General features: G+C 63.6%; 29 protein-coding genes and 1 tRNA gene. 17 read left to right on the top strand and 13 right to left on the bottom strand.

The window, feature by feature from the left end:
* Window positions 1-21 precede the first annotated feature (21 nt).
* Genes N8A98_RS10540 through N8A98_RS10550 form a run of 3 tightly spaced genes read left to right on the top strand, consistent with a single transcriptional unit; the run spans window position 22 to window position 1,684 of the window.
* A complete protein-coding gene (locus N8A98_RS10540) occupies window positions 22-525 on the top strand; it encodes a hypothetical protein (RefSeq protein ID WP_262171208.1) in 504 nt (167 codons plus the stop codon).
* Entirely contained in the window at window positions 522-884 is a 363-nt protein-coding gene (locus tag N8A98_RS10545) for a DUF1304 domain-containing protein (protein ID WP_262171209.1), read from the top strand. The genes N8A98_RS10540 and N8A98_RS10545 overlap by 4 nt, the downstream gene beginning before the upstream one ends.
* 56 nt (window positions 885-940) lie before the next feature.
* Window positions 941-1,684: a 2-keto-4-pentenoate hydratase gene (locus N8A98_RS10550; RefSeq protein WP_262171211.1), complete on the top strand. Its 744-nt coding sequence runs from the start codon at window positions 941-943 to the stop codon at window positions 1,682-1,684.
* Window positions 1,685-1,830: 146 nt separating this feature from the next.
* On the opposite strand, the gene N8A98_RS10555 is transcribed toward N8A98_RS10550, so the two are convergent.
* The gene (locus N8A98_RS10555) at window positions 1,831-2,598 is read right to left on the bottom strand and encodes a FadR/GntR family transcriptional regulator (protein WP_262171212.1); all 768 of its coding nucleotides are present in this window, start codon (window positions 2,596-2,598) and stop codon (window positions 1,831-1,833) included.
* Window positions 2,599-2,748: 150 nt separating this feature from the next.
* On the opposite strand from N8A98_RS10555, the gene N8A98_RS10560 reads away from it, so the two are divergent.
* A complete protein-coding gene (locus tag N8A98_RS10560) occupies window positions 2,749-4,149 on the top strand; it encodes a M20/M25/M40 family metallo-hydrolase (protein WP_262171214.1) in 1,401 nt (466 codons plus the stop codon).
* A gap of 24 nt (window positions 4,150-4,173) precedes the next feature.
* Here N8A98_RS10560 and N8A98_RS10565 read toward each other — a convergent pair whose 3' ends face one another.
* The 3 genes from N8A98_RS10565 to N8A98_RS10575 form a co-directional block, all read right to left on the bottom strand.
* Complete coding sequence (locus tag N8A98_RS10565; protein ID WP_262171216.1) at window positions 4,174-4,902, bottom strand: SDR family oxidoreductase; 729 nt, start codon at window positions 4,900-4,902, stop codon at window positions 4,174-4,176.
* Window positions 4,903-4,937: 35 nt separating this feature from the next.
* Window positions 4,938-5,423, bottom strand: a complete 486-nt coding sequence (locus tag N8A98_RS10570) for a VOC family protein (RefSeq protein WP_262171217.1) — start codon at window positions 5,421-5,423, stop codon at window positions 4,938-4,940.
* A 65-nt stretch (window positions 5,424-5,488) separates the two neighbouring features.
* A complete protein-coding gene (locus N8A98_RS10575; RefSeq protein ID WP_113120035.1) occupies window positions 5,489-5,677 on the bottom strand; it encodes a YjiS-like domain-containing protein in 189 nt (62 codons plus the stop codon).
* A 190-nt stretch (window positions 5,678-5,867) separates the two neighbouring features.
* Here N8A98_RS10575 and N8A98_RS10580 point away from each other — a divergent pair, with 190 nt between their 5' ends.
* Entirely contained in the window at window positions 5,868-6,755 is an 888-nt protein-coding gene (locus N8A98_RS10580) for a transcriptional regulator GcvA (protein ID WP_113120034.1), read from the top strand.
* Between the two features lie 48 nt (window positions 6,756-6,803).
* On the opposite strand, the gene N8A98_RS10585 is transcribed toward N8A98_RS10580, so the two are convergent.
* Window positions 6,804-6,879 (bottom strand) — tRNA-Ala (locus N8A98_RS10585).
* A 56-nt stretch (window positions 6,880-6,935) separates the two neighbouring features.
* The gene (locus N8A98_RS10590) at window positions 6,936-7,949 is read right to left on the bottom strand and encodes an SDR family oxidoreductase (protein ID WP_262171219.1); all 1,014 of its coding nucleotides are present in this window, start codon (window positions 7,947-7,949) and stop codon (window positions 6,936-6,938) included.
* Window positions 7,950-8,018: 69 nt separating this feature from the next.
* On the opposite strand from N8A98_RS10590, the gene N8A98_RS10595 reads away from it, so the two are divergent.
* Window positions 8,019-8,573, top strand: coding sequence for a TetR/AcrR family transcriptional regulator (locus tag N8A98_RS10595; RefSeq protein WP_262171221.1), 555 nt, complete (start codon window positions 8,019-8,021; stop codon window positions 8,571-8,573).
* An 11-nt stretch (window positions 8,574-8,584) separates the two neighbouring features.
* Here the strand turns inward: N8A98_RS10595 and N8A98_RS10600 are convergent, their stop codons facing one another.
* Entirely contained in the window at window positions 8,585-9,391 is an 807-nt protein-coding gene (locus N8A98_RS10600; RefSeq protein WP_262171223.1) for a siderophore-interacting protein, read from the bottom strand.
* Between the two features lie 165 nt (window positions 9,392-9,556).
* Between N8A98_RS10600 and N8A98_RS10605 the strand changes: the two genes are divergently transcribed.
* Window positions 9,557-10,525, top strand: a complete 969-nt coding sequence (locus N8A98_RS10605; protein WP_262171224.1) for a zinc-binding dehydrogenase — start codon at window positions 9,557-9,559, stop codon at window positions 10,523-10,525.
* Between the two features lie 52 nt (window positions 10,526-10,577).
* On the opposite strand, the gene N8A98_RS10610 is transcribed toward N8A98_RS10605, so the two are convergent.
* Both N8A98_RS10610 and N8A98_RS10615 read right to left on the bottom strand, forming a co-directional pair.
* Complete coding sequence (locus N8A98_RS10610) at window positions 10,578-11,486, bottom strand: hypothetical protein (RefSeq protein ID WP_262171226.1); 909 nt, start codon at window positions 11,484-11,486, stop codon at window positions 10,578-10,580.
* Between the two features lie 23 nt (window positions 11,487-11,509).
* On the bottom strand, window positions 11,510-12,826 hold the full coding sequence (locus tag N8A98_RS10615; protein WP_262171227.1) for an NAD(P)H-dependent oxidoreductase: 1,317 nt from the start codon (window positions 12,824-12,826) through the stop codon (window positions 11,510-11,512).
* A 176-nt stretch (window positions 12,827-13,002) separates the two neighbouring features.
* On the opposite strand from N8A98_RS10615, the gene N8A98_RS10620 reads away from it, so the two are divergent.
* The 4 genes from N8A98_RS10620 (at window position 13,003) to N8A98_RS10635 (ending at window position 16,530) form a co-directional block, all read left to right on the top strand.
* Complete coding sequence (locus tag N8A98_RS10620) at window positions 13,003-13,290, top strand: STAS domain-containing protein (RefSeq protein ID WP_162740039.1); 288 nt, start codon at window positions 13,003-13,005, stop codon at window positions 13,288-13,290.
* Entirely contained in the window at window positions 13,290-13,658 is a 369-nt protein-coding gene (locus N8A98_RS10625) for a response regulator (RefSeq protein ID WP_035097191.1), read from the top strand. Before N8A98_RS10620 ends, N8A98_RS10625 begins: the two co-directional genes overlap by 1 nt.
* Window positions 13,659-13,699: 41 nt before the next feature.
* Window positions 13,700-15,982 carry a chemotaxis protein CheA gene (locus N8A98_RS10630; protein ID WP_262171231.1) on the top strand — a complete coding sequence of 761 codons (2,283 nt, stop codon included), beginning with the start codon at window positions 13,700-13,702 and terminating at the stop codon, window positions 15,980-15,982.
* A gap of 62 nt (window positions 15,983-16,044) precedes the next feature.
* Complete coding sequence (locus tag N8A98_RS10635; RefSeq protein WP_052153076.1) at window positions 16,045-16,530, top strand: chemotaxis protein CheW; 486 nt, start codon at window positions 16,045-16,047, stop codon at window positions 16,528-16,530.
* A 59-nt stretch (window positions 16,531-16,589) separates the two neighbouring features.
* Here the strand turns inward: N8A98_RS10635 and N8A98_RS10640 are convergent, their stop codons facing one another.
* Window positions 16,590-17,411, bottom strand: a complete 822-nt coding sequence (locus N8A98_RS10640; RefSeq protein ID WP_262171233.1) for a helix-turn-helix domain-containing protein — start codon at window positions 17,409-17,411, stop codon at window positions 16,590-16,592.
* A 50-nt stretch (window positions 17,412-17,461) separates the two neighbouring features.
* Here N8A98_RS10640 and N8A98_RS10645 point away from each other — a divergent pair, with 50 nt between their 5' ends.
* Window positions 17,462-17,893, top strand: a complete 432-nt coding sequence (locus N8A98_RS10645) for a VOC family protein (protein ID WP_262171234.1) — start codon at window positions 17,462-17,464, stop codon at window positions 17,891-17,893.
* Here N8A98_RS10645 and N8A98_RS10650 read toward each other — a convergent pair.
* The gene (locus tag N8A98_RS10650; protein WP_262171236.1) at window positions 17,890-19,236 is read right to left on the bottom strand and encodes a DHA2 family efflux MFS transporter permease subunit; all 1,347 of its coding nucleotides are present in this window, start codon (window positions 19,234-19,236) and stop codon (window positions 17,890-17,892) included. The genes N8A98_RS10645 and N8A98_RS10650 overlap by 4 nt on opposite strands.
* Window positions 19,237-19,321: 85 nt before the next feature.
* Between N8A98_RS10650 and N8A98_RS10655 the strand changes: the two genes are divergently transcribed.
* Entirely contained in the window at window positions 19,322-19,942 is a 621-nt protein-coding gene (locus N8A98_RS10655; RefSeq protein ID WP_262171237.1) for a TetR/AcrR family transcriptional regulator, read from the top strand.
* Between the two features lies 1 nt (window position 19,943).
* Here N8A98_RS10655 and N8A98_RS10660 read toward each other — a convergent pair whose 3' ends face one another.
* Window positions 19,944-20,294: a winged helix-turn-helix transcriptional regulator gene (locus N8A98_RS10660; RefSeq protein ID WP_262171239.1), complete on the bottom strand. Its 351-nt coding sequence runs from the start codon at window positions 20,292-20,294 to the stop codon at window positions 19,944-19,946.
* Between the two features lie 109 nt (window positions 20,295-20,403).
* Between N8A98_RS10660 and N8A98_RS10665 the strand changes: the two genes are divergently transcribed.
* Together N8A98_RS10665 and N8A98_RS10670 are read left to right on the top strand one after the other, a co-directional pair.
* Entirely contained in the window at window positions 20,404-21,108 is a 705-nt protein-coding gene (locus N8A98_RS10665) for a glutathione S-transferase family protein (protein ID WP_262171240.1), read from the top strand.
* 145 nt (window positions 21,109-21,253) lie between these two features.
* Window positions 21,254-22,876 (top strand): ABC-F family ATP-binding cassette domain-containing protein, encoded by a 1,623-nt coding sequence (locus tag N8A98_RS10670; protein ID WP_262171242.1) that lies wholly within the window; start codon window positions 21,254-21,256, stop codon window positions 22,874-22,876.
* A gap of 117 nt (window positions 22,877-22,993) precedes the next feature.
* On the opposite strand, the gene N8A98_RS10675 is transcribed toward N8A98_RS10670, so the two are convergent.
* Window positions 22,994-23,347: a hypothetical protein gene (locus N8A98_RS10675; RefSeq protein WP_162740037.1), complete on the bottom strand. Its 354-nt coding sequence runs from the start codon at window positions 23,345-23,347 to the stop codon at window positions 22,994-22,996.
* A gap of 176 nt (window positions 23,348-23,523) precedes the next feature.
* On the opposite strand from N8A98_RS10675, the gene N8A98_RS10680 reads away from it, so the two are divergent.
* Window positions 23,524-24,108 carry a chemotaxis protein CheD gene (locus tag N8A98_RS10680; protein WP_262171244.1) on the top strand — a complete coding sequence of 195 codons (585 nt, stop codon included), beginning with the start codon at window positions 23,524-23,526 and terminating at the stop codon, window positions 24,106-24,108.
* Between the two features lie 130 nt (window positions 24,109-24,238).
* On the top strand, window positions 24,239-25,750 hold the full coding sequence (locus N8A98_RS10685; protein WP_262171245.1) for a methyl-accepting chemotaxis protein: 1,512 nt from the start codon (window positions 24,239-24,241) through the stop codon (window positions 25,748-25,750).
* Window positions 25,751-25,753 lie beyond the last annotated feature (3 nt).

The raw sequence follows: 25,753 nt of genomic DNA on the forward strand, positions 1-25,753 counted from the left end.
GATTTGAGGAGCTTGAGTTTGATGAAGCGGTTTCTGATCGGGGCGAGCCTTGCGGGGATGCTGGCGGCGACGCCGGCGCTGGCCGATGGCAAGATCTATGTGCAATTGCCCGATCTATCGGGCATTACCGGCACGGAGGCAGAGGAATTTCTGCATCAGGTCGTGCTGGCCAATATCGTCTCGTCCAATTGCGTGGGCTATGAGGTGAGCGAAGAGGATTGGTCGCTGCTGACCGATTCCGCCGACATTCTGAGCCATCAGATGGGGCTGACCACCGACGAATATGTCGAGACCTACGAGACCCCGGCCTTCAATGCGCTGGACGAAGCGGGCACTTGCGAAATCGAGGGCCCGAATGTGGAGCCGATCCTGCAGCGGCTGGTGGAACTGGGCGGCTCGCGCGATCCCCTGCCGGACCAGGAGGCTGCCTATATAGAGTGGCGTGCCTTGCAGGATTATTGGGATGCGGGCGGGACCGGCATGCCGCCTTCTGCCGGCTCGACGGGCAAAAGCAAAACCAAATGAGTTTTATCGCTCCCATACTCGTTGCGCTGGTGGCGCTGATCCATATCTACATTCTCGTGCTCGAAATGTTCTTGTGGACCAAGCCGCAGGGTCGCAAGGCCTTTGGCAGCACGGCGGAATTTGCGGAGCAGACCAAGGTGCTCGCGGCCAATCAGGGGCTGTATAACGGCTTCCTGGCCGCGGGACTGATCTGGGGGCTGTTGCAGCCCGAGCCGGGTTTCGGCTGGCAGATCCAGCTGTTCTTTTTGGCCTGCGTGGCGGTGGCCGGGCTTTATGGCGCGGTGAGCGTGGGGCCGAAAATTCTACTGGTGCAGACCGTGCCGGCGGTGCTGGCGATATTGGCTTTGATCTTTTTGTGAGGCCGGGGCTGGAATGCCCGACGTTGATTTAAACCATAGCTTAGACTGGATTTTTGATGGCTTCCGAATTGACTGACTTGCTGCTGGCTGCCCGCCGTTCTGGTGTGGCGGTCGATCCGCTGGACCCGGCCTTGGTGCCGGCCAGTGTCGAGGCGGCCTATGCGGTGCAGAATGAGATCGTTGCGGCGCTCGGCCCGGTCGGGGCCTGGAAGGTGACGCCCAAGCCGGCTGATGGGCCGTGCTTTGCCGCGCCGATCCTCAAGTCGGGGGTCTATCAATCGGGGGCGACGCTCAAGGCGGCCGATCTGCCGGGGATCGGCATCGAGGTCGAGGTGGCGGTGACCATCGGCCAGGACCTGCCGGGCAAGCCGGGCGGCTATGGGCCAGAGGATATCAAGGCGGCGCTGGGCAGCATTCACGTTGCCATCGAAGTGCTGGCGACCCGTTACAAGGATCGCAAGGCGGTGCCGCAATTGGCAGGCATTGCCGATCTGCAGAGCAGCGGCGCGGTGATCGTCGGCCCGCCGGTGCCGGCTTCGAGCCTGCCCGAATTCGGCCAGCAGGCCATGGCGCTGGCCTATGACGGGATCGAGACCAAGACCACGGCGGGCAATGCCGATACGGACAATGTGCTGGCGGCGCTCGCCTGGCTGGCCGATCACGCGGCAGCGCGCGGACTGCCGCTGACGGCGGGAACAGTGGTGATTACCGGCGCGCGGATCGGGCCAGCCGATGTGTCCGCCAAGCTGATCAGCGCCGAAGCGCCAGGGCTAGGCCGGGTGGCGTTCAACCTGGTCTAGGGCCAATCGACATTCAGCTGATGCTGGCCTGCAAATGGCGGTTTTCTGCGCTTCCGGTGCTCACGTACGCAAAGTACGCTGCGCTCCGGTTCTCAAAAACCGTCATTTTCGTCTCAGCCTGAGTGAATGTCGATTGGCCCTAGGTCCTAGCGCGTCTGCAGTCGCTCGGCGGCGCGGGTAAAGCCTTCGGTGATCACCGCCTTCATGGCGTCGCGAGCCTCTTGCGGCGCGCCGGCGGCGATGGCCTGGGCAATGCGGCGATGCGAGCGGACGGCGGCTTCGAGTGCGCCGGGCACCATGATAGGCGAGCTGATGGTGAAGGAGGCGGTCAGCGCCAGTTCCACCAAAGCCGAGATGGAGGCCATGAAGGGATTGGCCGAGACCAAGGCCACGGCGCGGTGGAATTGCAGATCGTAGCGGGCAAATTCCTCGGGCGTTTCGGCGGTGCCCATCTGGTCAGCCAGCTCGAGCAGGTCCTGTGCCTGTTCCGGGTTGCGCCGTTCGGCCGCCAGAGCCGCCGCCTCGATTTCGATGCCAATGCGCACTTCGGAGAGACTGCGCAGGAAGGTGACATCGGGGCCCAGTTCGAAATGCCAGGCCAGCACATCGCTATCGAACAGGTTCCAGCGGCCGCGCGGCAGCACGCGGGTGCCGATGCGGGCGCGGGCCTCGATCATGCCCTTGGCGGCAAGGCTCTTGAGCGCTTCGCGCAGCACAGTGCGGGAGACGCCAAATTCGGCGAGCAATTCGCTGTCGGCAGGCAGGATGGAGCCTTCGGCATAGCGGCCCGAGACGATGGCGAGGCCCAGCCGCCACATCACATCGGAATGCAGATTGCGCGAGGGCCGGCGGCCGGACAGGGCGGCGATCAATTCGCCCGAATGCCGCGCCACGCTCGCATTGCTGTCTTTCACCGCAAAGGTCTCCCAGACCCGTTCTGGGCCAGGAGGCCAAACTAGTCGGGGCGCATTAGTAGTACAATAGCAGCAGCGGCGATGAGGGTGGACAGAAGCGGGGCGGCTGCGCCATGGTCGCGCCCGAATCTTTTCGATCGGAATATTGCCATGACCAGCCAAGCCAGCCTCGACGCCGTTCTCGCCCAGGTGGATGCCGGGCTCGATGAGAGCCTGGAACGGCTCAAGGCGCTGCTGCGCATCAAGTCGATTTCCACCGATCCGGCCTTTGCGGCCGAGTGCCAGCGGGCGGCCGATTGGATCGTGGGGGAATTGAGCGGGCTGGGCTTTGACGCGGCCGCGCGGCCGACGCCGGGGCATCCCGTAGTGGTGGCACATGGGCCGGCGACCGAAGGCCCCCATGTGCTGTTTTACGCCCATTATGACGTGCAGCCGGTCGATCCGCTGAACCTCTGGCATACCGATCCGTTCGAGCCGGTGTTGAAAGACGACGGCCAGGGCCGCAAGATCATCGTGGCGCGCGGCGCTTCGGACGACAAGGGCCAGATGATGACCTTTATCGAAGCCTGCCGCGCCTGGAAGGCGGTGACCGGCAGCCTGCCGGTGCAGGTCTCGCTCATGCTCGAAGGCGAGGAAGAAAGCGGCGGCAAGAACCTGCCGCCCTTTATGGAGGCCAACAAGGCCGAGCTGGGCGCTGCCGACATCGCGCTGGTTTGCGACACCGATATGTGGGACCGCCAGACGCCCTCGATTACCACCATGCTGCGGGGGCTGGTGGCCGACGAGGTAGAAATCACCTGCGCCAACAAGGACCTGCATTCGGGCATGTTCGGCAATGCGGCGCGCAATCCCAATCAGGTACTGGCCGAAATTATCGCGAGCCTCCGCGCCCCCGACGGCAGCGTGACCCTGCCGGGCTTTTATGACGACGTAGCCGAGATTTCCCCGGAATTGCGGGCGCAGTGGGACGGGCTGGGTTTTGACGAAAAGGCGTTTCTGGGCGAGGCGGGCCTATCGCTCAAGGCAGGCGAACAGAACCGCAGCGTGCTCGAAATGCTGTGGTCGCGGCCGACCTGCGAAATCAACGGCATGATCGGGGGCTATACCGGGGACGGCTTCAAGACCGTGATCCCTGCCAAGGCCAGCGCCAAGATTTCGTTCCGCCTGGTTTCGAACATGGACCCGGCCAAAATCCGCGCCGCCTTCCGCAAGCATGTGGAGGAGCGTGTGCCCGCCGATTGCTCGGTCAAATTCACCCCGCATGGCGGCTCGCCGGCCATCACCGTGCCGGCCGACGGCAAATATCTGCAGCAGGCGCTGACGGCGCTCTCGGGCGAATGGGACAAGCCGGCGGTGATCACCGGCGCAGGCGGTTCAATTCCGGTAGCAGGCGATTTCAAGAAGATTCTCGGCCTCGATACCCTGCTGATCGGCTTCGCCCATGTGGACGACGCGATCCACTCGCCGAACGAGAAATATGATCTCGAAAGCTTCCACCGCGGCATTCGCGCCTGGGTGCGGGTGCTGGCGGGATTTGCGGCGGGGAAGTAGGGCTGCCCCGCCAAGGCTCCGGGTTTAAATCAGGTTGTGGCCGCCATCGACGCGCAGGGTTTCGCCCGTCGTGACGTTGCTTTGCATGAGGTAGATATAGGCGGCGGCGACGTCTGCGGCAGTGGGGATTTTTCGCGCCGGCAGGCGGGCGGCCATATCGGCGAAATATCCGGCTTTGGCGTCGCCCAGGATGTCCCACATCGGGGTATCGACCCAGCCGGGCGACACGACATTGACCCGGGTGGGCGCCAGCTCGAGCGCCAGGGCGCGGGCGAAATAGCTGAAGGAGCCGGCAATGGCGGAGACTACCGAGCCGCCGGGAACAGGTGGCTTATCCTTGTTGATCCCCGAGGTGAAGGTGATGGAGCCGCCGGGGCGCAGGCCCTGCACCGCGTATTTGGCAAGTATGATGGCGCCGATCAGCTTGTTGTCGACAAAGGCGCGCATGCCCGCCATGTCGGTTTGGCCGATGGGATCGCCGGGTGGCAAGGTTCCGGCGGTCGATACGAGGTGATCGAAAGCACCGACCTCCTCGAACAGACGGGCAATGTCGGCTTCCGCCGTCATGTCGGCGGCAATGGCCTTGACGCGGTCGCCGCCATTGAGGCTGCGTTGGGCGGCCTGCAGTTTGTCGGCCGAGCGGGCGGTGATCACGATATTGGCGCCGCTGTCGAGCGCGGCCCGGGCAATGCCCAGGCCAATGCCCGAGCTGCCGCCGACGATGATGATGGTCTGGTTCACGAGCGTTTCCATGGAAGGCTCCTTGTCAAAATTGGGGATTTCGGGGATCAGGCCTGACCGGCATAGGCGGCTTCGAGATCGGCGATGATGATCTTGTGCATGCCGTACATGGCCTGGCGAACCCGGTCGGCTTTAGCGCGATCGGGATCGGAACTGAGCCGCGGCAGAGCTTCGGGAATGACCTGCCAATAGACGCCGAACTTGTCGGTGAGCCAGCCGCAGGGTTGCTCGCGCCCACCGCCGGCGGTGAGTGCCTGGTAGTAATAGTCGGTCTCGGCCTGGTCCTGGGTCTCGATGTGAAGCGAGAGCCTGGTGTTGAAGGGCGGCTGCGGCCCGGCATTGAGCGCGGTCAGATGCAGGCCTTCCAGCTCGAAATCGAAAGTGGCGTGAGGCACCGTCTGGTTGGTTCCCGCTACCCAATCGGTGAGTTCGGTGGTGTGCAGCGCCTTGCTGTTCTTGAACACCGAAAGATAGAAATCACGCGCCTGCTGTGCGTCGGTGTTGAACCAGAGGAAGGGATGGATCGTCGCCATATTCGTTCTCCATTTGGTGTGTGGCACGGCCCTGCGGCGATCCGAGGGCGCCGTGGACTGGGGGCTCAGCGATAGTCGGAGGGGCGATAGGCCGAGCCGTCCCAATCGCGTTCGAAGCCCATGTCGGCGAGTTCGTGATTGGAAAAGCGGGCAAATACCCGCTCGGTCTGGCGCCGGCTGCGCGCAGCCCGGATACGGCCGCTCATGCCGGCCAGGACGTGGGTGACGGACGCAAATGCATGTTTGGTGCTCATGATCGTCTCTCCTTTGATCTCAAAAATGGCCTTGTGGCCGATGTAAGCAAGAGCAACAGTCACATCAGTTTGCTGGTGCAAGGTGGTGAATGACTGGCTACGACCCAGAGAATGGCGCTTTCTGGCCTGGACGACAAACGAGTTATCGGCGACAATCTGTGAGTAGAACTCACAGGTTGAGGAGATGTACATGGCGCGGAAATTGCCGCTGCTCACGGCCCTGCCGAGCTTTGAGGCGGCGGCGCGGCTGCTGAGTTTTTCCAAGGCCGCGGATGAGCTGCATGTCACCCATGGCGCGATCAGCCGGGCGATCAAGAATCTGGAGGACCAGCTGGGCGTGCAGCTTTTCGAGCGCGGGACGCGATCAGTGAGCCTGACGGCAGTGGGTGAGCCCTATGCGCGGGCCGTGCGCGAGACGCTGGAGCAATTGGCGGCCGCCACCGCTGCGGCGACGGCGCGCTATTCGAGCCCGACCTTGAATGTGAGCACCTCGGACGGCTTTGCCGGGCGGTGGCTGGTGCCGCGCCTCTACCGTTTTCACCGCGCGCATGGCGATATCGATGTGCGGGTTTCAACCAGCGGCAAGCTGACCAATTTTCTGGGAGACGGGATCGATGTGGCCATCCGTTATGGTGGCGGCAATTATCCGGGCCTGACGGCGGAATTTCTCACCGGCGAGGAGGTGTTCCCCGTATGCAGCCCAAAGCTGCTCGAGGGCCCGCACCCGCTCCGCACGCCGGATGATCTCAAGCACCACACGCTGATCCATGACAGCTTCCCGATCGATTGGGCGCGTTGGCTCAGCAGTGCAGGGGTAGAGGGCGTCGACCCGCATGGCGGGATCGCCTTTGACTCCGCCACCTTTGCCATGGAATCTGCCGCACAGGGGGAGGGGGTAGTGTTGGGGCGAACCATGCTGGTCGCCGCCGACCTCGCCGCCGGCCGGCTGGTACGCCCCTTCGCGCACGCCCTCAAGTCGCCCTCCAGCTTCTATCTGGTCCACCCACCCGCCGCGATCCGCCAGCCCAAAGTCCGCGCATTCCGCGACTGGCTGCTGGCAGAGGTCAAACAGGGATAAGGGGAGGGCTGGGCTGAGTGCGCACCAGTGGCGCTGCAAGGGCCGGAATGGTGGAGCTGAGCGGGATCGAACCGCTGACCTCGTCATTGCGAACGACGCGCTCTCCCAACTGAGCTACAGCCCCGTTCCGACCCCGTGTTGATAGGACAATATTCGGGGTTTGGGCAAGGGGTGGTTTGGCTAAACCAGCCCGTGCTCCACCAGGCTTTTGCCGGTGGCGATGGCGGCTTGCTGTACGCCGATCAGCGGGCGGCCGAGGCGGGTGGGGGCGCGGTGGGCGTTGAAGCGCTTGGGACTGCCCAGTTCGGAGACATTGTCGCCGATGTCGCGGTTGAAGAGGCCGACAATTCGCACCAGCCAATCGGGCAGGGTGCGGGTTGGAATGCGGCGGTTGGGGAAGGCGGGTTTGAGCAATTGGCCGAGTTGAGCCATGGAGACGGTTTCCACGGCTGCGACGCAGCGCTGGCCGCCGGCAGCCGGGTCGGTCATGGCGGCGACGTGGAGGGCGGCGACGTCGCGGACATCGACAATGGCGATGGAAATGGCCGGCACGGCGGGCAATTTACCGTCGAGCAGGAGCTGCACCATCACGGCGGAGGTGCCGGGATCTTCGTCGAGCAGGGGGCCAAGGATGGCGGCGGGATTGATGACGGCCAGGTCATCGTGCCGCCCGGTGGCGTCGACCAACGACCAGGCCTCGCGCTCGGCCAGGGTCTTGGAGCGCGGATAGGCGGGGGTTTGCGGGCTATCGAGATTGGTCCAATCGGCCTCGGTCAGCAGGCGATCGTAATTGGCGTGACCATATTGCATGGCGGCGATGGAGGAGGTGAGCACAATGCGCTCGACATTGGCAGCGAGCGCGGCGGTGATCGCGCGGCGCGTGCCTTCGACGGCGGGGCGGATCAGATCATCGGGGTCTTTGGGGGTGCGCAGCACGAAGGGGGAGGCGGTATGTTGCAGATAGCGGCAATCGGCCATGGCCGCGTCCCAGCCATCGTCCTTCAGCAGGTCGAGGGCGACGAATTCGAGCCTGGTGATATCAGCACCGGCCTTCAGCAGCGTCTGGCGCACCTTGTCGGCCTTGTCTAGACTGCGCACGCTGCCGCGCACCGTATAGCCGGCGGCGAGCAATTGCATGGCGATATGGCCGCCCAGAAATCCGGATATGCCAGTCAGAAGGACGCGGTCGGACATTGATTTTCTCCAATAGAATTGAACGAAAGATATGGTAATCGTTCAATTCGTTCAAGTGTGGACCGCAAAATGAATCTGCCCATGCCCGATCGCGTGGCCGAAAAGCGCCAGCGCATGCTGGTCGCGGCGCGGGATTTGTTTCTGCGCAATGGCTTGCGCGGCACGACAATGGAGGCCATTGCGCGGGCAGCGCATGTAGCCAAGCCGACGCTCTATGCCCAGTTTGCCGACAAGGACGCGGTGTTCAACGCTCTGGTCGAGACCATGGCGGGGGAAATCCATCAGGCGATCGATGGGGGATTGGCGAGCGAGGGCCCGGCAGCGGTGCGGATCGGGCGGGCGCTGGCGGATAAATATGGCTTGATGCTGCATTTGCTCGATGGCTCGCCCCATGCCGCGGAGATTTACACCGAACAGGCGCGCCAGCCGGCACAATACCAGGCGCTCGACCAGGCGGTGGAGGACAAGTTCACCGCCGTGCTGGACGAGGCGGGGATCGCGCAGCCGCGGGACCTGGCCCGGCTGGTGATCGCGGCGGCGTCGGGAATCGGGCGGAGTTATCGCGACGAGGCGAGCTTGCGGGCGGCGATCATGGTGCTGTGCGAGCGGGTGATCTTGGCGTAGCGGGTACCCGCTCAATGCGCCTCGTGGGCGTCGGCCACCCCGAGCAACCAATAGCCGGCGGCCTTGACCCATTCGGGATCGAAGCCGCGTTGCTCGGTGAGGTGGATGCGCACGGCTTTGCTCATCGAACTTTCGCCGGCGATATAGGCATAGGCATCGCCGGGCGGAAATTCGATCTCGCGGAGAGTGTCAAGGATGAGGCTCGTGGTGCCGGCGGGCCGGCCGTTGCGGTGCACGTAATGCAGGACGAGATCGGCCTCGGTTTCGAAATGCTGTTCTTCGGCGAGGCTATCGACCTCGATGACGGCGACGATCTTGGCGCCGGCGGGCAGTTCCTCGATGCGGCGGCCAAGGGCGGGAAGGGCGGTTTCGTCGCCGGCCAGCAGATACCAGTCGAAGGCGGCGGGAATGACGAGCGAGCCGCGTGGGCCGCCGATGACCAGCTTGTCGCCCAGCGCGACTTTAGCGGCCCAACTGGAGGCGGGGCCATCGCCATGCAGCACGAAATCGAGCACCAGCGTGCCGGCGGCCACGTCGAAATAGCGCGGGGTGTAGTCGCGCATTTCGGGCCGCATGCCCTCGGGGAATTCGGCACCGCGCGGGCCGATCGGGGCCAGCATGGGCGCCACGCCCTCGGGAAAGAAGAAAGCCTTGATGTGGTCGGCGTGCCCGGCTGAGGCAAAGCCTGCCATGTCGCCCTTAAGCGTGATGCGGCGCATCAGCGGGGTAATGTCGGTGACATCGATCACCTCGAGCAGGCGCATGCGGGTTTCGTGCCGGACGCGTTGCGGGGCGCGGGCATCGGTGAGGCTGGACATCGCGGTCTCGTATTCCTGAATAAACTAGTCAGGATTTATGCCAAGTGCGGGCGGCGATCAAGTCACGTGCTGGAGACCGCAATGGTGTGGCATGTTGGCCTGTGCCATTGTCGCGCCAGTTTGGCGGCCTAAATTGGCGGCTTTGATAAAGACAAGGTTGATCAGATGCGTAGCGTGGTGTTCGAGAAATATGGCGTGCCCGAGCAGGTGCTCAAGGTCGGGCAGCGGGACAGACCCGTGCCGGGCGCCGGACAGGCGCTGGTGCGGATGTCGCTGTCCCCGATCCATAACCACGATCTGATGACGGTGGCGGGGCTTTATGGCGTCAAGCCGCCGCTGCCTTGGGTGGGCGGCACGGAAGCTGTCGGCGTGGTCGAGGCGCTGGGCGAGGGTGTGAGCAACCTTGCGGTCGGGCAGCGCGTGGCCGGCGGGGCGAGTCAGACCTGGGCAGACTATTATCTGGTCGAAGCGGCGCGGGTCGTGCCGGTGCCCGATGGGGTGAGTGATGAGACGGCCTGCCAGCTGGTGTCGATGCCGCTCAGCGCCAAGATGATCATTGCCGATCTGGGCATCCAGCCCGGGCAATGGATGGTGCAGAATGCCGGCAATGGCGCGGTGGGGAAGCTGGTGGCGCGGTTTGCCGCCGAGCAGGGTATCCATGTGGTGAGCCTGGTGCGGCGCGACGAGACGGTGGCCGAGCTTGGCGCTTTGGGCATGAACACTGTGGTGTCCACCGCGAACGAAGATTGGCAGGAGCGGGTCAAGGCGGTTACCGGCGGCGCAGCTATTGTGCGCGGGCTGGATTCGCTGGGTGGCGACGGGCCCGAGCAGCTGTTTTCGGTGATGGCGGACGGCAGCGAATTGGTCAATTTTGGCGCCATGACGGGGCGACCGCTGCGGATTACGCCGGGCTCGCTGCTGTTCCGGCAGATGAAGGTGCGCGGCTTCTGGGGCATGAAGCCCAATCTGCCGGCGGCCGATATCGGGCGCATGCTGGGCGAATTGGTCACACTCGCGGCCAAGGGTGAATTGGACCTGCCGGTCGATGGCGTGTTCGACCTGGAGCAGATTGCCGAGGCGGTGAAGGCCAGCGACGAGCCGGGCCGCAAGGGCAAGGTGGTGTTGCGGGGGTAGGACAACCCACCGGGTCATACCCGCGAAAGCGGGATGACTCCGTGGGTGGGGCCTATTCAGCCGCCGCCGGCTGGTATTCGGCGCTGAGGTTGAATCTGGCGAGCAGTTCCAGCAGCCCTACCATGTCGTCATTGGGCGCGATCAAGCTTTCAAACGAGACCGGGGCGCCGATGGGGGTGATCTCGAACTGGTAGAAGCCATTGGGCTTGGGGAAATCATTGACGAAGCGGGTCAATGCGGCTTTGGAGCTGGCGTTGATCTGGCTCTCGGGCTGCGCCTCGATCAGCGCGACGATGGTTTTCTGCGTGGCGGCGATGGCGGGGCGCGGGTCCTCGTCATAGGGCAGGTTACCCACCAGGACCGGGACCGCGAAGGCGGTGAAGAGGCCCCGATTGTCGAGCGTCAGGCTGAGCTTTTCGACATTGCCGCGGAGGTAATCGGTGGGCTCGGCGGGCGCATCGGGGATGTCGCTCACGCCGGCGAGCCGGGCCTTGATCGTGAGGCTGCCCAGCGCGGGCATGGTCATGCTCAGATCGTCGAGGTTGAAAACCCCGCTCGCTTCGTCCCAGGAATAGGCCAGGTGCAGGTCGAACGGGGCCTGCTGGGTCTCCAGGATATAGGCGGTCAGGGGGCTATCGTCCATTTCGGGCGAGACGCGGATATTGGTGACGCTCAGCTCCAGCTTGGCCGGGCGGCTATGGCCGGCAATGGCGCCGAACAGGTCGTCAACTTCCAGCGTGATCTGGCCGATGGCCGTGCGGGAATAGGAGGCGCCGAAATAGGTATTGGTGACCACGCAGCCGGTCGCCGTGTCCTCGATGCGGCTGTCGGGGCCGCGCGTCAGCATGCCCAAAGTATCGAACAGGCTCGTGCAGTCGGTGGGCACGGGCTCCTCGACCTGCGCCCAGGCGGGAGCGGCCAGCAGGGCAAGCGCGAGCGGGGCGAGGGCAAGAGGGCGCATCGGAATACTCCAGTCGGGCGGGATCAGATCAGGCCCAACATCTTGTCCTGCAATTGGCGCAGGGCGAAGAGGCGGGTGGATGTGTCGGGCTGGCTGTTGGCGGCGGTGAGCAATTCGCCCTTCTTGACGGCTGCGGTGACCTTGCCGCCTTCGAGCAGGCCGACGGGGACGGCCTTTTTGGCGCGGGCATCGCCCACTGTCATGGTGAAGGAGCGGTAGCAGGTTTCCCCGATGGCATCATAGGTCTCGCCCACGGCCAGATCGCGCTTGGCAACGGCGCAAACTTCGGCGACGGGATTGGGCAGGGGCACCATGTCGGGCTTGCCCTGCAACATGATGCGCGCGGCGGTGAGCGGGACCTCAAGGCTGGTCAGGTGATAGGGGCGGAAGAAGGCGTAATAGGGCCCGTGCCCGATATGCAGGTCATCCATGCGCTCGATGATGCGGGGATGCTCGGGTTTGACGATGACGAATACGCCGGGGGCAACGCCCTTGCCGACGGTGAAATCCACCACGCCCATTTTGTTGAGAATGCCGCCATCGGATTTGGGGATCAGCACCTTGGCCATGTCGTCGCGGTCCGCGGCGGGGCCGTGCATGCCGGGCACGTCGGGGACCAGGCCCGTGGCATTGGCGATGGCGCACATCTCGACCATGGTCTTGGAGCCATCGACGAATTCGACCAGCATGCGCGGGTTCATATTGCGGCGCTCGGCTTCTTCCCGATAGTCGTCGGGCACGGCGTCGTGCTTGAGCGGATTGTTCTTGCCCTTGCCGGCGGCAACGATGGGCAGGCCGAGCGCGGAAACGAATTCGATCAGCTCCATGCAGGAGCTGGGTTCATCCCCCGCGCCGACGGAATAGACGACGCCGAGCCGGTCGGCCTGGGCTTTGAGATAGGGGCCGATGGTGACGTCGGCTTCCACATTCATCATCACCAGATGCTTGCCATGTTCCATGGCGAGCAGGTCGTAATCGGCGGCGACGCCCGGCTTGCCGGTGGCGTCGATGACCACATCGATATTGGGGGTGGTGACCAGAGTTTCGGCCGAGGTGATGGCGATCTTGCCCGCTTCGATGGCGGCGGTCGCCTGGGCGGGACTGTCGGCGACCTTGCCCTTGGAATCCTCGCCATAGGCAATGGTCATGGCGTGCAGCGCCGTATGGGGGCGGCGGGTGGCAATCGCTGCCATTTCGATGCCAGCCATCAGGCTCATCTGGGTGACGAGGTCGGTGCCCATTTCGCCCGAGCCGATGACGCCGACGCGGATCGGCTTGCCAGTTTCAGCGCGGGCGGCGAGGTCGCGGGCCAGCCCGGTGAGGGCGATATTGGTGGTCATGGCAGTTCCAGAACAGGTTTACCCGATGGGTTATCCCCCTCCCGACCCATCCGGCAAGGGCATCAATGCCGCATTACGCCAGAAACGCGCGGGAACCGTTGATCCGCTTAGCACTTCTTAAACCGTTCCAAGGGAGACTGCGCATCGGAGAAGTACTCCGGGGGCAGTCAATCATCATGGTCAGCAAGGCCAAGAAAACCGTCGCTTTGCCTGCGGTCGTGGACCTGGACTCGCTTGATGCGATCCGGGACGGGCTGCTCGATGCCGTGGAGGATGGCTCCGTTTCTGTCGCAGCCGACGGGGTGCAGCGGGTATCGACCAATGCCCTCTTCATGCTGATCAGCGCCGCCGGGACCGCCCAGCGCAACAATTTCGATTTTACCATTTTGCAGCCGAGCGCGGCCATGACCGCAGCGATCGAGCGCCTGGGCCTCGGGGCCCAGTTCAAGGGGATGATGAGATAATGACGGCTTTGCGGGTTCTGACGGTCGACGATTCGCGCACGATTTTGGCCATGCTGCACCACACCCTCAGCAATGCGGGCTTCGAGGTGCTGCAGGCCGAGGATGGCAAGCAGGGGCTCGACCTGCTCAAGACCCAGGATTTCGACGTCATCATCACCGATATCAACATGCCGGTGATGGATGGCATTGAATTCATCCGCCATGTGCGGGCCACCGGCCAGCACCAGAGCCTGCCCATCCTGATCCTGACCACCGAAACCAGCCAGGACAAGCGCGACCAGGGCAAGGCCGCCGGCGGCACGGGCTGGATCGTCAAGCCGTTCGACCCCGAAAAGCTGATCAGCGTCATCCATCGCGTCGTCCACTAGTTTTTATAAGCCGAGAACCCAGAAGGGTTGAATAAGCGCAGATGAGCGATCTCGACGACTTCAAGGCCACCTATTTTGACGAGTGTTCCGAGCTGCTGACCGAGCTCGAGGAACAATTCGCCGCCATCGAAGCAGGCGAGCGCGATGCCGACCGGCTCAATGCCGTGTTCCGCGCCATCCATTCGATCAAGGGCGGAGCCGGGGCCTTCGGCTTTTCGGCGCTGGTGGGCTTTGCCCATGCCTATGAAACGCTGCTCGACTATGTGCGCGACGGCCGCATCGAGATGAGCGACGACGTCGTCACGCTGTGTATCCGCGCCAATGATATCGTGGCCGATCACGTCAAGGCGGTGCAGACCGGGGACGTGCTGCCGGCCGACTACGGCATGGACGAAAAGGCGCGGTTCGATGCGCTGGCGCGGGGCGATGTGGCTTCCGAGGATGACGAGGGCGGCGAGCCGATCGACGATTTCGACATCGAATTTACCCCAGTCATGGTCAATTTCGACGCTGCTGACGAGGAGCTAGCGAGCGACGCGTTCGACGCGCCGCCAATGGCTCCCGAGCCCGGGCATTGGGAAATCAATTTCAGGCCGCATCAGGCGCTTTATGCGCGGGCCAATGATCCACTGCTGCTGTTCCGTGAATTGGCGGCTTTGGGCGAAATGAGCGTGCGCGCCATTGTCGGCGACATTCCGCCGCTGTCGGATTTTGAGCCGTTTGCCGTCTATTGCTCGTGGGAGATCACCCTGATCTCGCCAGCGCTCACCGAAGCGATGATCCGCGAAGTGTTCGAATTCGTCGAGGGCGACTGCGATATTTCAGTGGTGCAGCTGGGCGCCGATATTGCGTTCGATCTGGCCGACACGGCGCCGATAACGGCACCCGAGCCGGGTCTTTCCGATCTCCTGGCGCTGGCCGATGACGAGGTCGAAGCCTTGCTCGATTTCGCGCTGGAGAGCCCGGCCGCTGCCGAGCCGGTTGCGGCGCCGGAACTGGTAGAGGAGACGTCGACGCTCAGTTTTGCCGCGCTGGCTGAAACGATCAAGCCGAGTGCGCCGGTGGTGGCGCGGCGGGCGCCCGAAGCGCTCAAGCCAGCGGCGACCGTGGCTGCCGATCCCGACGATACTGGCGCGCGCAGCGTTGGCGTGCAGTCGATCCGCGTCGATCTCGATAAGGTCGATCGCGTGGTCAATATGGTGGGCGAATTGGTCATCACCCAATCCATGCTGACCCAGCAGATGGATGAGACGCTGCGTGCCCGCTATACCGAATTGGTGCGCGGGCTCGAGGTTCTGGCCCAGACCACGCGCGGTCTGCAGGATTCGGTGATGGCGATCCGCGCCCAGCCCGTCAAATCGGTATTTTCGCGCATGCCGCGCCTGGTGCGCGAGCTGGCGCAGAAGACGGGCAAGAAGATCAAGCTCGAGACCATTGGCGAGAACACCGAAATCGACAAGACGGTGATCGAGCAGCTCAGCGATCCGCTGACCCATATGGTGCGCAATTCGGCCGACCATGGCATCGAGACGCCGGACAAGCGCTCGGCGCGTGGCAAGGGCGAAATCGGCACAATCCGGCTGAGCGCCGAGCAGGCCGGCGGCAATATCCTGATCATCGTCGAGGACGATGGCGGCGGCATCAATCGCGAGCGCGTGCTGCAGGTGGCGCGCGACAAGGGCATCGTGGCGCCGGACGTCAATCCGAGCGACGAGCAGATCGACCAGCTGATCTTTGCGCCGGGCTTTTCGACGGCCAGCGAAGTCAGCGACATTTCCGGCCGCGGCGTCGGCATGGATGTGGTGCTGAGCAATATCAAAAAGATTGGCGGCTCGGTGCATGTCCGCTCCTGGACCGGCAAGGGCACGCGCATGACGCTGCGCCTGCCGCTGACCCTGGCGGTGCTCGATGTGATGCTGGTCAAGGTCGGCGACTCGCCATACGTGGTGCCGCTCTCCTCGATCGTAGAAACCATTCAGTGCTCGCGCGCCGCTTTCGAGCGGGTGCCGAGCGGTGGCAAGGTGCTGCAGGTGCGGGGCGAATATGTGCAGGTCATTGACCTGGCCGAACGCTTTGCCCTCAACACCCAGACCGAGGCGGATAACCGCTTCGTCGTGCTGTGCGAGGCCGAGGGCAGCCACAAGGTGGCCCTGATCGTCGATGACATTATCGGCCAGCAGCAAGTCGTGATCAAATCGCTGGAAGAGAATTTCGAACGGGTCGAAGGCATTGCCGGCGGCACGATCCTGGGCGACGGCAATGTCGCTCTCATCGTGGACGTGCAGGGGCTCAAGACCACGTTGATGCATAAAACCGCAGCCTAGGCTGCCCGGAAAACTGTCAGTACTGCGTAGCCATCCAGAAGGACGGCAGAAAGGCAAAAACCATGGAAGCGCTCGGGCTTCGAGACGATATCGGCGACAAGACCCTGGCCGCCCACAATAGCCTGCAATTGATCGCCTTTTCGATCGGCGAGCAGACCTATGGGGTTGAAATCACCACGGTACGGGAAATCCGCGCCTGGAACGGGGCGACGCCCCTGCCCAATACCCGCGAATTCGTGCGCGGCGTGATCAATCTGCGCGGCACGATCGTGCCGATCTTCGATCTGCGCGCCCGCTTCGGCGATGGCCAGACTTCGCCCACCAAGAACCATGTCGTGGTGGTGATGAGCGTGGGCGACAAATGGGTCGGCATCCTGGTCGATGCGGTGAGCGATATCCTGACCGTTTCGCGCGACGACATCCACAATGTGCCCGAAGGCAATTCCATCGACACCGAATTGCTCAACGGCATCGTGACCCATGACAGCCGCATGGTCGGGCTGATCGACCTGCACGCCGTGGTGTCGGGCGCCAAGATGGACGCCTAAGGCGTTCAGCAGAATTGGAATGCAAAAGGGCGCCCCGTGGCGCCCTTTGTTTTTGGGCATCAGGGCGCGCGGCTGGTCCAGAGTTTGTATTGGGTGGGTGTGCGGCCCAGGGCTTTTTTGAAATGGGTGTTGAAATGGGCCTGGCTGGCATAACCCAGATCATAGGCGATGGCGGTCCAGTCGGGCTTGGCGGTATCGCGGATCTGGGCGGCGGCGGCCAGGAGCCGATGGCGTTGCAACAGCCATTTGAGGCCGATGCCAAGATAGTCGCGGAATAATTGCTGCACCCAGCGTTCGCTGCGCTCGAATTCTGAGGCGAGGGCGGCGACGGTTTGCGGGCCGTCTGCGGTTTCGATGGCGGCGATGATCTGGTTGATCAACTCGACATTGGGATCGGGCTGCGGTTCACGGGTGCGGAGCAGGGCAGTGAGGGCCGCTACGGCCGTTTCATCGAGCGACGAGACGCGGGCCAGATAGGCGGCGTCCGCTTCGGGGAAGGCCTGTTGCAGGTCGGCGACTTGGTTTTGCAGTTCGGCGAGAGCGCCGGGCCAGAAGGCATGGAAGGCGCCGGGGCGGAAGCGGGCGCCGACGATCCGGCCGGTGCCGGCGGCCAGATAGGTGCGGCGGCCGCTAAAGGTGCCCTGGATGCCGGACTCCTGGGCCGAAATGAAAATATCGACATAGGGGCGGTGCATGACTTCTTCGGAGCCATAGCTATCGAGCGTTGCTTCCCAGCTGATGATCCAGAAATGCTCGACGAAAGGCGCCAGATCGGGCGGCGGTTGTTCGGTGCGGAAGTCGACATGGCGGCGAAAGCCGAGCGGATCGAGCCGGCCGCGCGCTTCGTATTGGTCTGCGGGTTTATGGAATACTTCGCGCATGCCCGGCCGCATTGTGAGGGGGTCAACAACACTTAGACGGGAACACGGAAATGACGAACACGAATTTTCTGCGCGGCATGGCGACGGTGAATTTCTGGGCCGATGATGTGGCGGCGGCACGCGACTGGTATGCCAAGCTCTTTGGCGTCGAAGCCTATTTCCAGATGCCCAATGCGCAGAACCCGGCCTATATCGAATTCCGCATTGGCGATTACGAGCACGAATTCGGCATTATCGACCGCAAATATGCGCCGGGCCAGATGCAGGCTGGCCCGGGCGGCGCCATCGTGTTGTGGCAGGTCGATGACATTGATGCGGCCTTCGAGCGGCTGATCGCGGCGGGTGCCGTGGAGTATGATCCGATCACCAAACGAGGCGAGACGGGCTTCGTCACGGCCTCCGTCATCGACCCGTTCGGCAATGTGCTGGGGATCATGACCAATCCGCATTACACTCAGATCCTGAGCAAGCTGACCGCCTAAATGGTCTTGACCTTGGCGAGCCAGGTGCCGGCAAGCGCGATTGCGGTGGCGGCGACTATGGGGGCGGCGAAGGGCATGGTGCCGATTGCCGTCGTCCAGGCGGTGCCGCCCATCAGCAGCACCAGCACGGCCACGCCCAGCGCGCCGCCCAATTGCAGCACGACGAAGAGGATGGTGCTGCCGGCATTGACCAGATTGGGCGGCAAGGCACGATACATGGACGAGACGCTGGGGCTGGCAATGGCGCCCAGGCCGATGCCGATGGCGAGCGACAGGGCGGCAAACAGCGCCAGAGGCGTGGTGGGGCCGGTGGTCAGCAGCACGCCGAAGGCAAGGAGGGTGAGGCTCGCCCCGGCCCAGACGATGCGGCGGGCGTCGAAGCGGTCGCTGAGCCAGCCGGCCAGTGGCATGACCACGAGATTGCCCATTCCATAGGGGATCATCAACAGGCCCGCGGTCAGCGCATTGAGGCCGGCGACGCCCTGATAGAATTGCGGCAGGCCGAAGAAGAGCGGGAACACGGCGGCGCCCATCATGGTCATGATGAAGACGGCTGGGGCAAAGCCTTTCGCCTTGAAGGCAGTGAGGTCGACAATGGCCTGCTCGCCGCGCTTGGTGCCCCAGAAGGCGAAAAGTCCGAACGCGATGGCGCTGATGACCAGCATGGTGATGGCGAGCATGTCAAAGCCGGCCGGGGACGCGGCATGAGTGAGCCCGAACAGGCCTAGCGCGGTGGCTGTGGTGACCAGGATCAGGCCGACCAGATCGAGTTGGGAGGCTTGCGGCTTGGAGCGTTCGAGCACGAACCAGCTGCGGGCGAAGATGAGGGCGCCGAAGGCGGCGGATAGAAAATAGATCCAGCGCCAGCCCAGCGTGTCGACGGCAATGCCGCCCAAAGCCGGGCCGGCCAGCGGGCCGATGGACATGACGGCAGAGGCGGCGCCCAGCACGCGGCCCATGCGTTGGGGGCCGGCGGCCTGCGCCAGGACGGTCAGCATAAGGGGTTCCAATGCACCGCCGCCGGCGCCTTGCAACACCCGGGCCAGCGAGAGGCTGATCACATCGGGAGCCATGGCGGAGGCGAGCGAGCCCAGGGTGAACAGCGTCATCGCCACCAGCCAGGTGTTGCGCATGCCGAAGCGGATGGCCGCCCAGCCACCCAGGGGAATGGCGATGCCGGCGGCCAGCATATAGGCGGTGGTGACCCATTGGGCGGTGGCGATATCGGTGCCGAAATCGGCCACCAGATCGGGGATGGCGACGCCGGTAACGGTGGTGTTGAGCAGGGCGAGCAGGCCCCCGGGGACGAGAACGGTGGCGAGACGGCTGACGGACTGAGTCATTTGAACTATCTCATCTGGTTTTTTGAACTCGTGAGTTTATTTAACGCTGGAGTATACATTTTGCAACCCCATGGTAAGATGCGACATGGCTTCACTACCCAATTCACATGAGAGCAAGCAGGCGGCGATCCTGGTGGCGGCGCTGGATATCTTCGGGCGCGATGGTTTTGCTGACGGCAATGTCGATGAGATTGCGCAGCGTGCCGGCGTGGCCAAGCCCACCATCTATAATCGGTTCGGGGACAAAAGAGCGCTGTTTGTCGCCGCGATGAAGCTGGGCATGGCGCAGGCCAATGAGCGCGTCATGGCAGCGGTTCAGGCGATGAATCCGCGCCCCGCCGATTTACGGACCGAGCTTGAGGCATTGGGCGCGGCGTTGGGAACGTGCATGACCTCAGCCGAAGGCGGGGCCATTGTGCGGGTGCAGGTGGCCGATGCGGCGCGCTTTCCCGAACTGGCTGGCGACAATCAACGCGAGCTGCATATCGACGCACTGGCGGGCAAGCTGGCGCAATTGATTGCTACCGGGCAGCTGCGCGCGGTCGATCCGCAACTGGCGGCGCGCCAATTCATGGTGCTGACAACCGCCGAAGCGCTCAACCGCAGTGGCTATGGACGCAAGCCGCTACCGCGCCCGGTGCTGGAGGAAATCGTGGCCGCCGGGGTGGATACGTTCCTCGCAGCGTTCGGCAAGGACCGGCCTTAGCTCACGCGATTTCGAGGGGCGCTGCGGCGCCCTTTTTGTTGGCCGCTGCGGCGTTCTGCCACCAATCGCCCAGCGCGTCGATCAGGGGAACCAGCTTGAGGCCGGTTTCGGTCAGGTCGTATTCAACGCGCAACGGATAACCCTCAAACACCGTGCGACTGATAATGCCGGCCTGTTCCAGCTTGCGCAGTTCCAGCGTCAGCATGCGGTGGGAAATGCTGGGATTATCGCGCTGCAGATCGCTGAACCGCTTGGTGCCGTCCTTGAGATAATAGAGCAGCAGCGTCGGCCAGCGGCCGCTCAGCACGCGCATCACATCCTCGATGGGGCAGGCGGAAACGAGGTCTTTCATCGGGGTGGGCTCGCTGGTGGTTACAAAAACATGCGTAATTTACTTAGGGTTGGGGATGCCTAAATTCCAGTTTCGCTGCGCAGCGTGACCACAATCACGGAGACTGAAATTGGAACCGATCCTTGTTTACGGCTTCCCGGCGGGAAGCTCGATGGGGCTTGTCGCGGCGCTGGAATGGCTGGGGCAACCCTATCGCCTCACTCGCGTCGACATGCTGGGCGAAATGCGCGAGCCATCCTATGCCCGCATCAATGCACGGCATGAAACGCCCGCTCTCATCACCGATGCCGGGCGGCCCCTGACCGAGACCATGGCGATTGCCGCCTGGCTCGAGGCCCGCGACAGCGCTCGACGCATCAGCTTTGAGCCGCGTTCGCCCGAGGCCGACCGCATGCACCAGCTGATGGCCTTCATCAATACCGGCTTTACCGGCGCCTTCACCCCGCTCTGGGCGGCGCTGGAAATGGAAAATCCCGATCCGGAGCTGCAGGAAACATTGCGCCGCTTTGGCCGGGAACTGGTGATCAACCGGCATGACAAGCTCGAGGCGATGATCGGAGATACCCCGTTCCTCGTCGGAGAGCGGCCGAGCCTGGCCGATGGCGTGCTGATCGGCGTCGCCCGCTGGTTGGATTTCCACGGCGTGGCCGAGCCGGAACGCTGGCCCAAGCTGGCCGCTCTGCGCCGGCGGATCGAAGCCGACCCCGCGGTGATCTATGCGACCGCCATCGAAAATGGCGAGCATCCCGCCGGCTCCGGCGCACATCTGGGGCAGGTGCCACTGGCCGAGGTGATTGAGCGCTTCGGCGTCTAGCAACAACAGGAGCGCCTACGGGCGCTCTTTCGCATTGCGCCAATGCGCCGTGCCGGCTTGCGCGCGCGCGCAGTCGGTGCTTAACGGTCGGCCTTGATTTCAGGTCGCGCGTTTGGGCGGGCCGCAGCGCGCAGGTTTTTTCTCCATGATCCGTCTCGACAGCATCGGTAAGCAGAATGGCAAGCAGATCGTCTTCATTGACGCTTCCGCCACGCTGCTGCGGGGCGAAAAAATTGGGCTGGTTGGGCCCAATGGCGCGGGCAAGACGACGTTGTTCCGCATGATCACCGGCGAGGAACAGCCCGATGAGGGGCAGGTCTCGGCCGATCGGGGCATTACGATCGGCTATTTCAGCCAGGATGTCGGCGAGATGAGTGGCCGCCCCGTCGTGGCTGAGGTGATGGATGGGGCGGGGCCCGTCAGCGCGCTGATATCAGAGATGCGGGCGCTCGAAGCCGATATGGGTGATCCGGACAAGGCCGACGAGATGGATGCCATTATCGAGCGCTATGGCGAGGTGCAGCACCAGTTCGAGGAGCTGGACGGCTATTCGCTCGACGGGCGGGCGCGCGAAGTGCTCGATGGTCTGGGCTTTAGCCAGGAGATGATGGATGGCGATGTGGGCGCGCTATCGGGCGGCTGGAAGATGCGCGTGGCGCTGGCCCGTATTCTGTTGCAGCGGCCCGACGCCTTGCTGCTCGACGAGCCGAGCAACCATCTGGATCTCGAAAGCCTGATCTGGCTCGAAAAATTCCTGCAGAATTATACCGGCGCCTTGTTCATGACCTCGCACGATCGCGAATTCATGAACCGCATCTGCACCAAGATCATCGAGATCGATGCGGGCGCACTGACCTCCTATTCGGGCAATTACGAATTCTACCAGCAGCAGCGGGCGATTGCCGAAAAGAACCAGCAGGCGCAGTTCGAGCGCCAGCAGGCCATGCTGGCCAAGGAACTCGATTTCATCGCCCGCTTCAAGGCGCGGGCCAGCCATGCCGCGCAGGTGCAGAGCCGGGTCAAGAAGCTCGACAAGATCGACCGCGTCGAGCCGCCCAAGCGCCGCCAGGTGGTGGATTTCGAATTCCGCCCGGCGCCGCGCTCGGGCGAGGATGTGGCCCTGCTCAAGGGCGTTTCCAAGAGTTACGGCAGCCGCACCATCTATGATGGGCTCGATTTCCATGTCCGCCGGCGCGAGCGCTGGTGCATTATGGGCGTCAACGGCGCCGGCAAGTCGACGCTGCTCAAGCTGGTGACCGGCACGGCCGAGCCCGACCAGGGCAGTGTGTCGCGCGGGCCATCGGTCAAGATGGCCTATTTCGCCCAGCATGCCATGGATGTGCTCGATGGCGATCTGACAGTGTTCCAGCAGCTGGAAAGCTCATTCCCGCAGGCGGGCCAGGCGCCGCTGCGGGCGCTGGCTGGCTGCTTTGGCTTTTCGGGCGACGAGATCGACAAGAAATGCCGGGTGCTCTCGGGCGGCGAGAAAGCGCGGCTGGTGATGGCAATGATGCTGTTCGATCCGCCCAATTTCCTGGTGCTGGACGAGCCGACCAACCATCTCGATATCGCCACCAAGGAAATGCTGATCACGGCGCTCAGCGCCTATGAAGGCACGATGCTGTTTGTCAGCCACGACCGGCATTTCCTCGCCGCCTTGTCCAACCGGGTGCTGGAGCTGACGCCGGAGGGCGTGCATGTCTACGGCGGCGGCTATACCGAATATGTGCAGAGCACCGGGCAGGAAGCGCCCGGCCTGCGCAGCTAAGAACCAATCGCCATTCAGCTGATGCAGACCTGAGCCGAATATCGATCGGTTCTGCTGCGACAGCCACAAACGAAAAAGGCGCCTTGCGGCGCCTGATTGTCAGTCGTGCTGATGGGTTCAGAACAGTTCGGCGTCGCCATGGCTCTGGTGGGCGGCGATGCCGGAGAGGGCCGGGACGCGCAGTTCGTCTAGGGTCAGGCTCTCCCAGATTTCGTCATAGACGCTATCGGGGGCGGTGGGCGGCAGCAGCGCGAATTGGCGCACGGCAAGTGCCATATTGTGGCAGCGCTGCTCGATGCGGTCCTGGCCCTGCAGGGCCGTCACGATCATCTGCACGGCCTCTTTGATCGAGGGATCGTTTTTGAGACCGTTGGCCGCCAACAGGTCGAGCGCTTCGGTAATGCCCTCCAGCATGGAGGCAGTTTGGCGCGCAGTTTCGTCCAACTCTCGCGCGAGTTTTTGAAGTGACATTGTCGAAGAACCCTAGCCCTGATGGCAGGCACCCTAGCCTAATCTTTCTAAAGCTCTTCTTGCTGAAATGGACAAGAACAAGGGCTCAGGGGCACGTGGTTAGCGATTGGCTAACGAGTTCTGCGCCAGTATGGCGGCAAGAGGCGCCTAGCGGATTTTGACCACCTATTATGTCCATGACCAGTTCACTGCCGCCTGAATTTGACCGCGGCGTGGTCACCACCGTACACCAGGGCGATTGCCACGTATCCGCCGCGGCGGACCTGACCTATTCCACCGTCCTGGGGTCCTGCATCTCGGCCTGCGTACGCGACCGGGTTGCCCTGGTGGGGGGTATGAACCATTTCCTGCTCGCCGAGCAATCGGGCGCGGCGCGCGATCGGTACGGCGCCTCGGCCCGCTATGGCGCCTTTGCCATGGAGCAATTGATCAACAAGGTCTTGAGCCTGGGCAGCGGCAAGAAGGCCAATCTCGAGATCAAGGTGTTTGGCGGCGGCAAGATCAATTCGGCGCTCGATGATGTGGGGGCCAAGAATATCGACTTTGTGCGTCAATTCCTGCATGACGAAGGTTATGTGCTGGCCGGCCAGGATGTGGGCGGCACCTATGCGCGGCGCGTGCTGTTTAAGCCGCATTCGGGGCGGGCCTTCGTCAAGCGGCTCGATAGCGATATGGGGGCCAATGTGGCGCGCGAAGAAATCGCCATTGCCAAGCGGCGCGTGGTGGCGCGACCGCCGGTGGACGATATCGAATTGTTCTAAGACTTTACCTGCGATCAACTTGGCTTAGCGAAGTGTTACACACGTAGGCTGCCATAGAGAGTTGATTAACCATTCGGCGCTAGGGTTTTTTCATGTTTAACCCTCGGCTGATTTGCGGATCAAGCGTGCCATGCACACACTGCGCCTGGCGCTGATCGCTGGCGGGCTGTGGCTCGTGGCCTTTGCCACAGCGCTCGGCCTGTTGCCGTTATTAGGATGGGGCGTTGGCTGGATCGGCGCCAGTGTGCTGGCGGCCGCATTGGCTTTTGGCGGCACCGTGCTGGCGGTGGCGCTGGCGGCGCAGCGCGAACAGGCCATGCTGGGCGCCATCGCACTGGCGGCGGGGCTCACCGAGCGCGCCGCGGGGCCGTTGGCCATTACTGATATCGTGGAAAAGATGAACCGGCGGCTCGAGGCGGCGCATCATTTCAAGAGCGGCATCGCGGCGCTGCATCAATGCGCGCTGGTGGCCGACGATGCCGGGGGCATTGTCGTGGCCAGTGCCGGGCTGCGGGCTTTGGCGCCGGCGGCGGCTGGCGGCGGCACGCTGGATGGGCTGTTCGGCAGCGGCTATCTCAAATCGGGCGGCGGGGCGCCCGAACAGGGCATGGTGGTGCTGGGCACCAAGCGGTTCGAAGTGATGCGCCGGCCGATCGCGGCGGGGCGCTTCCTGCTCGAGCTGATCCCGGCCGGTTGCTATATCGAAGATGACGATCTGGACGCCTATGCAACAGCCATGGCGGCCGGGCAGACCGGCTTCCGCTTCGAGGCCGATATGGCGGCCAGCAATCGCGCGCTGGCGAGCCTTAATCGGGGCATCGAGGCGTTGGATGAAGGCATCCAGCAGATCGATCGCGTGATGGCGGGCGATGCTGGCCCGATGGGCGTGGGCGCGCTGGGCCGGCAGGCGCGCGAACTGGCCGACTTCATCGCCGCCGTGGAGAGCCAATTGGCCGATGCGGTGGAAGCGCGCGAGGCGCTCGAGGGCAAGCTGGGCGCGGTGGCCCAGCTGATTGGCGCCTTTGAAAACCGCGCCGCCCAGTTTGCCGGCTTTGCCAGCGGCACGGCCGATGATCTGGAGACGGGCGGGCAGGCGCTGCAACGCGGGGGCGAGCTGGTGCGGCGGGCACGCGCCACCGAGCGCGATGCGCGGACCCTGGCCGGCGAGGCCGAACTGGCAGCGGCACGCACCCATGCGGCCGTCGGCGATATCGATCAGATGACCGCCGAAATCGACAGGATGATCGCGGCCATCGAAGACGTCTCGTTCCGCACCAATCTACTGGCGCTCAATGCGGCGGTGGAAGCGGCGCGGGCGGGGGAAAAGGGCGCGGGCTTTGCCGTGGTGGCCGACGAAGTGCGCATGCTGGCGCAATTGACCAACAAGTCGGCCAAGGAAATCCGCAGCGTGGTCAGCCGCGGCCGCGGTCAGGCCGAGACCGGTCTGGCCCATGCCCAATCGCTGCAAAAAATGATTGCGGCGCTGGGCGGGCATTTACGCAATCTAAGCAATGAAACCGATACGATCACCGCAACTCTGGATGACGGGGAGACCGCGATCAAGCGGCTCGCCGGACGGATGGAGGCGTTTGACGCGGTGCGGGAGCAGGATGCCATCCCCAAGCAGCGGCTGATCGCATAACAG

It is taken from the genome of Devosia neptuniae (genome assembly GCF_025452235.1).
Classification (GTDB): Bacteria; Pseudomonadota; Alphaproteobacteria; order Rhizobiales; family Devosiaceae; genus Devosia.

Excerpts from the sequence above, each read along its gene's own strand:
- N8A98_RS10540 (WP_262171208.1), top strand. The coding sequence starts at position 22 with ATGAAGCGGTTTCTGATCGGGGCGAGCCTTGCGGGGATGCTGGCGGCG.
- N8A98_RS10545 (WP_262171209.1), top strand. The coding sequence starts at position 522 with ATGAGTTTTATCGCTCCCATACTCGTTGCGCTGGTGGCGCTGATCCAT.
- N8A98_RS10550 (WP_262171211.1), top strand. The coding sequence starts at position 941 with ATGGCTTCCGAATTGACTGACTTGCTGCTGGCTGCCCGCCGTTCTGGT.
- N8A98_RS10560 (WP_262171214.1), top strand. The coding sequence starts at position 2,749 with ATGACCAGCCAAGCCAGCCTCGACGCCGTTCTCGCCCAGGTGGATGCC.
- N8A98_RS10565 (WP_262171216.1), bottom strand. The coding sequence starts at position 4,902 with ATGGAAACGCTCGTGAACCAGACCATCATCATCGTCGGCGGCAGCTCG.
- N8A98_RS10570 (WP_262171217.1), bottom strand. The coding sequence starts at position 5,423 with ATGGCGACGATCCATCCCTTCCTCTGGTTCAACACCGACGCACAGCAG.
- N8A98_RS10575 (WP_113120035.1), bottom strand. The coding sequence starts at position 5,677 with ATGAGCACCAAACATGCATTTGCGTCCGTCACCCACGTCCTGGCCGGC.
- N8A98_RS10580 (WP_113120034.1), top strand. The coding sequence starts at position 5,868 with ATGGCGCGGAAATTGCCGCTGCTCACGGCCCTGCCGAGCTTTGAGGCG.
- N8A98_RS10590 (WP_262171219.1), bottom strand. The coding sequence starts at position 7,949 with ATGTCCGACCGCGTCCTTCTGACTGGCATATCCGGATTTCTGGGCGGC.
- N8A98_RS10595 (WP_262171221.1), top strand. The coding sequence starts at position 8,019 with ATGAATCTGCCCATGCCCGATCGCGTGGCCGAAAAGCGCCAGCGCATG.
- N8A98_RS10600 (WP_262171223.1), bottom strand. The coding sequence starts at position 9,391 with ATGTCCAGCCTCACCGATGCCCGCGCCCCGCAACGCGTCCGGCACGAA.
- N8A98_RS10605 (WP_262171224.1), top strand. The coding sequence starts at position 9,557 with ATGCGTAGCGTGGTGTTCGAGAAATATGGCGTGCCCGAGCAGGTGCTC.
- N8A98_RS10610 (WP_262171226.1), bottom strand. The coding sequence starts at position 11,486 with ATGCGCCCTCTTGCCCTCGCCCCGCTCGCGCTTGCCCTGCTGGCCGCT.
- N8A98_RS10615 (WP_262171227.1), bottom strand. The coding sequence starts at position 12,826 with ATGACCACCAATATCGCCCTCACCGGGCTGGCCCGCGACCTCGCCGCC.
- N8A98_RS10620 (WP_162740039.1), top strand. The coding sequence starts at position 13,003 with ATGGTCAGCAAGGCCAAGAAAACCGTCGCTTTGCCTGCGGTCGTGGAC.
- N8A98_RS10625 (WP_035097191.1), top strand. The coding sequence starts at position 13,290 with ATGACGGCTTTGCGGGTTCTGACGGTCGACGATTCGCGCACGATTTTG.
- N8A98_RS10630 (WP_262171231.1), top strand. The coding sequence starts at position 13,700 with ATGAGCGATCTCGACGACTTCAAGGCCACCTATTTTGACGAGTGTTCC.
- N8A98_RS10635 (WP_052153076.1), top strand. The coding sequence starts at position 16,045 with ATGGAAGCGCTCGGGCTTCGAGACGATATCGGCGACAAGACCCTGGCC.
- N8A98_RS10640 (WP_262171233.1), bottom strand. The coding sequence starts at position 17,411 with ATGCGCGAAGTATTCCATAAACCCGCAGACCAATACGAAGCGCGCGGC.
- N8A98_RS10645 (WP_262171234.1), top strand. The coding sequence starts at position 17,462 with ATGACGAACACGAATTTTCTGCGCGGCATGGCGACGGTGAATTTCTGG.
- N8A98_RS10650 (WP_262171236.1), bottom strand. The coding sequence starts at position 19,236 with ATGACTCAGTCCGTCAGCCGTCTCGCCACCGTTCTCGTCCCCGGGGGC.
- N8A98_RS10655 (WP_262171237.1), top strand. The coding sequence starts at position 19,322 with ATGGCTTCACTACCCAATTCACATGAGAGCAAGCAGGCGGCGATCCTG.
- N8A98_RS10660 (WP_262171239.1), bottom strand. The coding sequence starts at position 20,294 with ATGAAAGACCTCGTTTCCGCCTGCCCCATCGAGGATGTGATGCGCGTG.
- N8A98_RS10670 (WP_262171242.1), top strand. The coding sequence starts at position 21,254 with ATGATCCGTCTCGACAGCATCGGTAAGCAGAATGGCAAGCAGATCGTC.
- N8A98_RS10675 (WP_162740037.1), bottom strand. The coding sequence starts at position 23,347 with ATGTCACTTCAAAAACTCGCGCGAGAGTTGGACGAAACTGCGCGCCAA.
- N8A98_RS10680 (WP_262171244.1), top strand. The coding sequence starts at position 23,524 with ATGACCAGTTCACTGCCGCCTGAATTTGACCGCGGCGTGGTCACCACC.
- N8A98_RS10685 (WP_262171245.1), top strand. The coding sequence starts at position 24,239 with ATGCACACACTGCGCCTGGCGCTGATCGCTGGCGGGCTGTGGCTCGTG.